The sequence below is a fragment of the Vibrio litoralis DSM 17657 genome (assembly GCF_000426765.1).
In the GTDB taxonomy this organism is placed as follows: Bacteria; Pseudomonadota; Gammaproteobacteria; order Enterobacterales; family Vibrionaceae; genus Vibrio; species Vibrio litoralis.
In genome coordinates this window covers 146,419-155,141 of record NZ_AUFZ01000022.1, presented here as the reverse complement: position 1 = coordinate 155,141, position 8,723 = coordinate 146,419, and the positions used below count along the sequence as shown (strand labels likewise).

The window sequence follows — 8,723 nt, the reverse complement described above, 5'->3', positions numbered from 1 at the left end:
TGCCATTGGCTTTCAATTTACCAAGTAGTGTGAATAACTGCTCACGACCTTGCTCAGTCAAAATAGCTAATGTGATACCACTTAAATAAACCGCATCGAAGGTTGATAATGTTTCGATCAGTTGAGCGCTTTCCGCTTGATCAAACATGTATTTCGCAGCGGCATCATTACGCCAGTAGTAGAAGCTACGCTCACCAGTGTCATCGGTTTCGATGTAATACATACCTGGTTGCTTGTTTTCAAAACGAAGGATGTGTTGAGTATCAATCGCTTCTTTTGACCAGCTATCAATCATGTTTTGGCTAAAGCCTTCACGACCAAGTGCGGTAATGTAGCTTGTTTTAATAGCAGTATGTTTGGTTAGGCGAGCAAGATACAACGCAGTATTAAGCGTATCACCACCAAATTTTTGCGTTAGGAATTCGCCTGATTTTTGCAGTTCAATCATACATTCGCCAATTACTGCAATATTGAATGTTGTCATTTGTTCACCTAATCCAAGCTGTTATTTTAAGAAATCTTCACGTACTGGAGAGAATACATCCAGTAATACGCTGCCTTCTTCAAGAGCAACTGCGCCGTGCATAAAGTGTTTACGAGCAAGGTATGCATCGCCTTTTTTCAGCACTTGTTTCACACCGTCAATTTCTGCTTCAAAGCTGCCTTCAGCAACATAACCAATTTGGTCATGGATATCATGGCTATGAGGTTCACCAACGGCACCTTTTTCGAAGTGAACGTAAACGGCCATAAGATCATCGGTATAACCTACGATTTTGCGCTTAATTCCATCACCTAAAACTTCCCATTCGTTTTCGTCAAATTTAAAAAAGTTACTTGAGAATATGCTCATTTTTTCTCTCCAAGAAAATTTGTTTTTTATATTGGTTTCGATTAGTGGCCCTATCATACCTTAAAAATTAATTTGTAATACAATAGGTCTAGGTGTTCGTGACCTAAGTCATAAAATTTTTTATTCACTTAACTTGTAGTAATGATGTTGATTTCGGTGCCATAAGGCGTAAAGCTTTATGTTTTGCACGTTTTTAGTGAATTATAAATGTGACTTATCTCTTCGTTTAATAAAAATACGGATGAAACTTAAGACTTATTGTATTACTTTTGGGTTAATTGGTTTTTATATTGTCGCTTGAGGTTGTTTAAGATGAATTATGAAATATCTGCTGTACTGTTAAATGCTGATGAAGTTAAGGCGTTACAGGAAGAAGTAGGACGTGACAGTTTAATGGGTAAAACCATTGCGACTATGAGAAAGGAAATCGATGCTTTTATGGCTCTCGATTATGATGTTCCTGGGCATGGTGAAGCGGGTGGTTATGAACATAATCGCCATAAGCAAAACTATAATTTTATGAACCTTGCCGGTCGTTTGTTCCTTATTACTAAAGAAGAAAAATACGCTCTTTTCGTTAAAGAATTATTATCTCTCTATGCAGACAAGTATTTGCAGTTTGATTTCCACGTACAAAAAAACACCAATCCAACAGGTCGCTTGTTCCACCAAATCTTGAATGAGCATATGTGGCTGATGTATGCCAGCCTTGCTTATTCTTGTGTCGAGCAAGAGATGTCAGACGTTGAGCGCGAACATATTGTGAATAATTTGTTTCAGCCAATGCTTGAAATGTTTACCGTTAAATATGCGCATGATTTTGACCGCATTCACAACCACGGTATGTGGGCGGTAGCAGCTGTTGGAATCTGTGGTCTGGCGATTGGTAAGCGTGAATATTTAGAAATGTCCGTATTTGGCCTTGATAATTATGCTGCCGGTAAGAATGAGATGGGTGAGGGGGGCTTTCTAGCACAAATCGCTCAATTGTTTGCACCATCTGGTTACTACATGGAAGGGCCTTATTACCACCGTTTTGCGATTCGTCCTCTTTGTGTATTTGCAGAAGTACTACACCGCCATATGCCGGAATTGGATATCTATAACTTTAAAGACAAAGTGATTGGCAATACAGTTCAAGCGTTATTGGCAACCGCGTATCCTAATGGTGAGTTTCCAGCATTAAATGATGCTTCCCATACCATGGGAATCACTGATATGGGCGTACAAGTTGCGGTGAGCTTATACAGTAAGCATTACGGCTTAGATGATAACTTACTTGGCATGGCGAAAATCCAAAATCAAGTATGGATGCATGCATGTGGTTTAGAACTCTCTCGCGCTTTTGAGAAAGCTCAAAACGAACGTCCTGATGATATTGGTTTGCCATTCTTCCCGAGTGTGGAATTGAATGAAGGCCCAGAAGGTCACAACGGTGCGCAAGGCTTCATTCGCATGCAAGATGGCAAAGATGTATTCCAGCTAGTGATGAATTATGGTCAGCACGGTATGGGACATGGACATTTTGATACGCTTGGAATTACTTATTTTAACCGTGGCCAAGAAGTATTACGTGAATATGGCTTTGGTCGTTGGGTTAATGTTGAGCCAAAATTTGGTGGCCGTTACTTAGACGAAAACAAATCTTACGCGCGTCAAACAATTGCTCATAACGCCGTAGCCATTGATGAGAAATGCCAGAATAATTTTGATGCCGATCGTGCTGATACGGTTCATGGTTTACCGCATTTCTTTAAAGTTGATGATGATAAAGTCAATGGCATGAGCGCATTTGCGAACGATCATTACCAAGGTTTTGACATGCAACGTAGTGTGTTCATGCTAAAACTTGATGAACTAGAAGCTCCGTTATTGCTCGATCTATATCGTTTAACAGCAGAAGATGACAAGACACATCAATTTGATTACTCACACCAATATGACGGTCAAATTGTTCGTACTAACTTTGAATATCAAGCCAACCAAGAACTAGACACACTAGGTGAAAACTTCGGTTATCAACATCTATGGAATGTGGCAAGTGGTGAAGTGAAAGGCAGCGCGTTAGTGAGCTGGCTACAAAATAATACTTACTACACTTGGTTAGGCACGAGCTCGAACAATGATGGCGAAGTGATCTTCACACGCACCGGTGCCAATGATCCAAGTTTCAACTTGCGCAGTGAGCCTGCCTTTATCTTGCGTGCTAAAGGTCAATCAAGCTTATTTGCATCCGTATTAGAAACGCATGGTTACTTTAACGAAGAGTTTGAACAATCGGTGAATGCTCGTGGTCAAGTTCAAGACGTACGTGTGGTTGCCCATAACGAAGTTGGCTCTGTGGTAGAAATTGAAACGCAACAATCGGTGGTTACTTTTATGGTAAGCAATCAATTGGCTGCGACAGATACCACAGCGCACCAAGTTTCAGTCGATGACAAAACTTATCAATGGAATGGTTTCTATTCATTAGAAGTACAAGCGAAATAAGTACAAGCCAAGTCATCTATCTAGATTTAAGAAGTAGGAAAGAAGAATGAATTACCAACCACTATTAATGAATTTTGAAGAAGCGGCTGAACTAGCACAAGAGTTAGGTAAAGATACTCTGCTAGGTAATGCACTGGCTCGCGATATTACACAAACCGATGCGTATATGGCAGATGTAGGTATTGAAGTCCCTGGGCACGGTGAAGGCGGTGGTTACGAGCATAACCGTCATAAGCAAAACTATATTCACATGGATCTAGCGGGTCGTTTATTTTTGATCACCGGTGAGCAAAAATACCGTGACTACATTGTTGAATTACTCACCGCGTACGCGACGGTATATCCAACACTAGAAAGCAATGTTAGCCGTGACAGTAATCCTCCGGGCAAACTGTTCCACCAAACATTGAATGAAAACATGTGGATGTTGTACTCATCATGTGCCTATAGCTGTGTTTACCACACACTTGAAGAATCGCAAAAACGTCAGATTGAAGATGACTTGTTTAAACACATGATCCACATGTTTGTGGTGACTTACGGCCATGACTTCGACATCGTACACAACCACGGTTTATGGGCAGTTGCGGCAGTGGGTATTTGTGGTTACGCGATCAATGACCAAGAATCAGTAGATAAAGCGTTATACGGCCTAAAAATGGACAAAGTAAGCGGTGGTTTCCTCGCTCAGCTTGATCAATTGTTCTCGCCTGATGGCTATTACATGGAAGGCCCGTACTACCACCGTTTCTCATTGCGTCCAATTTACCTGTTTGCTGAAGCGATTGAACGTCGTCAGCCAGAATTGGGCATTTATGAATTTAACGATTCAGTGATCAAAACTACATCATACGCCGTATTTAAAACCGCTTTCCCAGACGGAACGCTACCAGCGCTTAACGATTCATCGAAAACCATCAGCATTAACGATGAAGGCGTGATCATGGCAACCTCTGTGTGTTATCACCGTTATGAGCAAACGGAAGTATTACTTGGTATGGCAAATCACCAACAAGATGTTTGGGTTCATCAGGCCGGCCTTACTTTATCGCAAGCAGTTGAAGCTGCAGATGAAATCAAGCCTTTCAGCTGGGGTAGCTTGTTTATGACTGATGGACCAAAAGGTGAAAAAGGTGGTGTGAGCATTCTTCGTCACCGTGATTCGCAAGATGATGACACCATGGCACTGATATGGTTTGGTCAACATGGTTCCGATCACCAATATCATTCAGCGTTAGATCATGGCCACTACGATGGTTTACACCTAAGTGTATTTAATCGTGGTAATGAAGTACTGCATGACTATGGTTTTGGCCGTTGGGTAAACGTGGAACCAAAATTTGGTGGTCGTTATATTCCTGAAAACAAATCTTACTGTAAGCAAACGGTGGCACACAATACGGTTGTTGTTGATCAGAAAACACAAAACAACTTTGATACCGCATTAGCAGAATCTAAATTCGGTCAGAAGCACTTTTTCTTAACAGAAGATGAAAAGTTTCAAGCAATGAGCGGTACCATTTCTGAGTACTACGATGGTGTGGATATGCAACGAAGTGTTTTACTTGCAGAACTGCCTGAGTTTGAGAAACCATTGGTTATCGATGTATATCGAATTTTATCTGAAGAATCTCATCAATACGATTTGCCATACCACTACACAGGACAAATTATTCGTACCGATTTTGATTACCAAACGGAAAGCAAGTTGCGTTCATTAGGTGAGTCAAATGGGTATCAGCATTTATGGAATATTGGTTCCGGAACGGTAGAAGGCAGTTCTCTTGTAAGTTGGTTACATGATTCAAGCTATTATAGTTTAGTTTCAAGTGCGCCAGCTGGTAGTGAGGTGATTTTTGCTCGTACTGGTGCCAATGACCCTGACTTTAACCTACGTTCAGAGCCAACCTTAATTTTGCGCCAAAAGGCAAAAGATCATGTATTTGCTTCAGTTATTGAAACACATGGCTACTTTAATGAATCTATTGAAGCGTCTGTTGGGGCTCGCGGTTTAATCCAAAGTATTGAGGTGCTTGGTCATAATGCGACAGGTACAGTGGTTGAAATCCGTTTAGTTAGCGGAAAACTGTACCAGTTTGGTATATCAAATCGCCCAAGTATGATTGATGTTAATGGCCCGCAATCTGGTGAGCACAAAGTTGAATTCAATGGTGTAGAGTACCAATGGACGGGAGCAACGGCTCAGCTATAAGCTATATGATGACAAAGTGTAAGTTGTTCTTAAGGGCTGCTGATCTCTAACCAGCCAACTTAAGCCGGAATGCTTATATACCTTAGTCACTGGGTATAGAGTATTCCGGTTTTTTCTGTTTACTGTGAGGTGTTTTTCGACAATGGATAGCTTAGATATTTCCATCATTGCTGGCTATTTTGTTTTTATTATCGTTGCTGCTTTTATATTTAAACGCTTTGCTAAAACCTCCTCTGGCTTTATTCGCGGTGGCGGCGCCATGATGTGGTGGATGGCAGGGGCGACCGCCTTTATGACGCAATTTTCTGCTTGGACATTCACCGGAGCAGCAGCTAAAGCCTATGAAGATGGTTTAGCCGTATTGTTTTTATTTTGGGGGAATGCTTTAGGCTTTTTTGTGGCCGCCATGTACTTTGCGTCTCGCTATCGCAAATTACGTGTGGATACAGCAATGGAAGTGATCCGAAAGCGTTTTGGTAAAACCTCGGAACAAGTATTCACTTGGCTGCAATTTCCTTTAACCACCATTTCAGCTGCTATTTGGCTTAATGGCTTGGCAATCTTTGTTGCAGCGGTTTTTCATATTGATTTGTATGTCACCATTATCGGTGTTGGCGTATTAGTAACTTTTATTGCGATCAGTGGTGGATCTTGGACCGTTTCTGCAACCAATGTCATTCAATTGGTTTTGCTTATGGCGATCACATTAACGGTAGGGGCGTATGCCTTAATTTATGTTGGCGGTCCTGTTGAGCTAGTCGAAAAGTCAGAAATTCCGTCTATTATGGGAACCGATATCAATTACTGGCAGATCTTCGTTGTGTGGGTGGTGTTCATCATGGCCAAGCAAACCATGGGCACTAACAATGCGATGTCTTGTTATCGTTTCCTTGTCACCGTGAATGAAAAAGAAGCCAGAAAAGCAGCTTGGGTGGCAGGTTTAATGTTTGTGATTGGCCCAATCATGTGGTTTATCCCACCTTGGGTGACGGCAACTATGCATGTCGATTTACAAACCTTTTATCCTAATCTAGGCGCAAGTGCGAACAATGCCGCGTATTTATTCTTTATTCAAAATCACATGCCACAAGGGGTACTGGGCTTAGTGCTTGCCGCCATGATTGCCGCGACGATTGCACCAATGACCACAGCACTGAACCGTAATGCGGGTATTTTCGTGCGTAATGTGTATCAGTCGGTGATTAATCCAGAAGCGACCGAAACTCAGCAAATGCGTATGAGTAAGATCTCGACCTTATTTAATGGGGTGATTTCGATTGGTGCGGCATTGTTGTTTGCTTCGATAAAAGAATACAGCTTCTTTGATTTGATGATGCTATTTGGCGCGTTACTGCAAATGCCTTTAGTTATTCCATCATTGTTGGCGTTAGTGTTTGTTAAAACGCCAGATTGGTCAGCATGGGCAACCTTGATTGTCGGGTTGTTAGTATCTTGCTTTATGCAATTTTTGTTTGATGTAAATTGGTTATTGCCGCTATTTGGTGCAGATGTCTTTACTCATCGTGAAAGTGTTGATTTAACGGTAGTGGCGATGCTGGTGGCACAAATTGTGATTTCTGGTGGTTTCTTTGCTTTATCTTCACTGTTCTATAAAGAGCCTCAAGGTGTGCGTAAGCAAGAGTTAGAAATCTTCTATCACAACCTTGCCACACCAATTAGTGCGCAAGAAGAAGCCTTAGTGGATGGCAAACAAGGCGCTTACTTAGGGCGTTTATCGCAAGTGTTAGGTGCGTTGATTATCTTAGTCGGTGTCATATTTGAAACCGGTTACGATATGCTAACTTTCATTGTGATAGGGGGCTTGATCTTGTGGGCAGGCAATCACTTATATAAAAGCCGTTTGGCGATAAGACAAGTGACAGAAGAGAGCATTATTTCGAACGGGCAGTAAATTTCTGTTGGGAAGTTAGATCTTAACACCGAGAGATTTTAAATACTAAAAAGCTCATTTCATGTCAGTGTGAAATGAGCTTTTTTAATGGATGTTTAATCTAGGAAATTAAATGGAACGCTTAAAACGGTAAAGAGTCGCCTACGCAGGGTTGAGAGACAGCAACTCATGGTTGTTTTTCAATAAGATATTAGAGGCCATTCTGGCAGCTTCTGGGTCTTTATCCATAATCGCTTGATAAACCGCGCGATGCTCTTTAATACAAAAATGTCCTCTTACCGAGGTATGGTTAAAGAAACATTGATAAACCGTCGTTAACACATTACCAAAAGGGGTAAAGAAGTCATTTGAAGTCGATTGGAAAATCAAAGCATGAAAATTCAGATCTGCCAACGTCCAAGCATCGGCGTCTTTATTTTTGCTCGCTTTCTCCATTGCATTGAAATGGGTAGTTAAACGCAGGCGTTGTTCTTCTGTCGCAAATTCAGCACTAAATGCACAAGCAGCTGGTTCAATCGACTTACGTAACCCTAAAAATTGTTTTAAAAAATGTTGAGGATCTTCACTGTCTTTTAGCCATTCCAGTAATTGGCGATCTAAAAACTGCCAGTACTTACGTGGTTGGATAAAAGTCCCCACTTTAGGCTTAGAAGTAATTAAACCTTTAGATGCTAATAACTTGATTGATTCTCTTAAAGCGGTGCGACTGACACCAAATCGTTGGCATAAATCTAGTTCATTAGGCAACTTTGAGCCGACAGGCAGTTGGCCACAAATAATTTGGCTAGCAATTTGTTGAGCGATATAGACATTAAGCCGATAGGTCATAGGGGTAAAACTGAAACTTTCTTCGGTCATTAGGTCTCTCTCAAAATGGAAAAAAGCCAGTAAAGCACTGGCAATAAAGCGAATTCCAACGTGTCAAATTACTCGAGCGATAAAAACTATCACTACTTTAAAAGTAAAAAGACAAATAAAGTAGGCATCTTGAGATCACTAAGAACATATTAATAAATTAAAGTGAGAATTAGTAACTCAAGATGATTGATAATACAATATTACCTATTATCGTCAATTTATGGAGCTATTAATTAGCCGTTATTGGTGAATTATGTGAGCTTGATCTAAGCTGGTTTGAGGTGGTTCTCCTGATATTATTAGGTATAACTATAAATAAGTGACGTATATCACCTAAACCTCGGTTTTAAATACTGGAGCAGTGACGTTATAGTGATACAATGTCCATAAATAAGACA

General features: G+C 40.8%; 6 protein-coding genes. 3 read left to right on the top strand and 3 right to left on the bottom strand.

Annotated elements, in window-relative coordinates:
* Together K358_RS0109560 and K358_RS0109555 are read right to left on the bottom strand one after the other, a co-directional pair.
* On the bottom strand, nucleotides 1-484 hold a 484-nt coding region (locus K358_RS0109560), incomplete at its 3' end, for a PfkB family carbohydrate kinase (RefSeq protein ID WP_027696609.1).
* 21 nt (nucleotides 485-505) lie between these two features.
* Nucleotides 506-853, bottom strand: a complete 348-nt coding sequence (locus tag K358_RS0109555; RefSeq protein WP_027696608.1) for a cupin domain-containing protein — start codon at nucleotides 851-853, stop codon at nucleotides 506-508.
* Between the two features lie 312 nt (nucleotides 854-1,165).
* On the opposite strand from K358_RS0109555, the gene K358_RS0109550 reads away from it, so the two are divergent.
* From K358_RS0109550 to K358_RS0109540, 3 genes are all read left to right on the top strand, one after another.
* Nucleotides 1,166-3,343 carry a heparinase II/III domain-containing protein gene (locus K358_RS0109550; protein ID WP_027696607.1) on the top strand — a complete coding sequence of 726 codons (2,178 nt, stop codon included), beginning with the start codon at nucleotides 1,166-1,168 and terminating at the stop codon, nucleotides 3,341-3,343.
* A 46-nt stretch (nucleotides 3,344-3,389) separates the two neighbouring features.
* A complete protein-coding gene (locus K358_RS0109545; RefSeq protein WP_027696606.1) occupies nucleotides 3,390-5,555 on the top strand; it encodes a heparinase II/III domain-containing protein in 2,166 nt (721 codons plus the stop codon).
* A 142-nt stretch (nucleotides 5,556-5,697) separates the two neighbouring features.
* Complete coding sequence (locus K358_RS0109540) at nucleotides 5,698-7,467, top strand: sodium:solute symporter family transporter (protein WP_027696605.1); 1,770 nt, start codon at nucleotides 5,698-5,700, stop codon at nucleotides 7,465-7,467.
* Between the two features lie 141 nt (nucleotides 7,468-7,608).
* On the opposite strand, the gene K358_RS0109535 is transcribed toward K358_RS0109540, so the two are convergent.
* Nucleotides 7,609-8,325, bottom strand: coding sequence for a FadR/GntR family transcriptional regulator (locus tag K358_RS0109535; RefSeq protein WP_027696604.1), 717 nt, complete (start codon nucleotides 8,323-8,325; stop codon nucleotides 7,609-7,611).
* Between the last annotated feature and the right edge of the window lie 398 nt (nucleotides 8,326-8,723).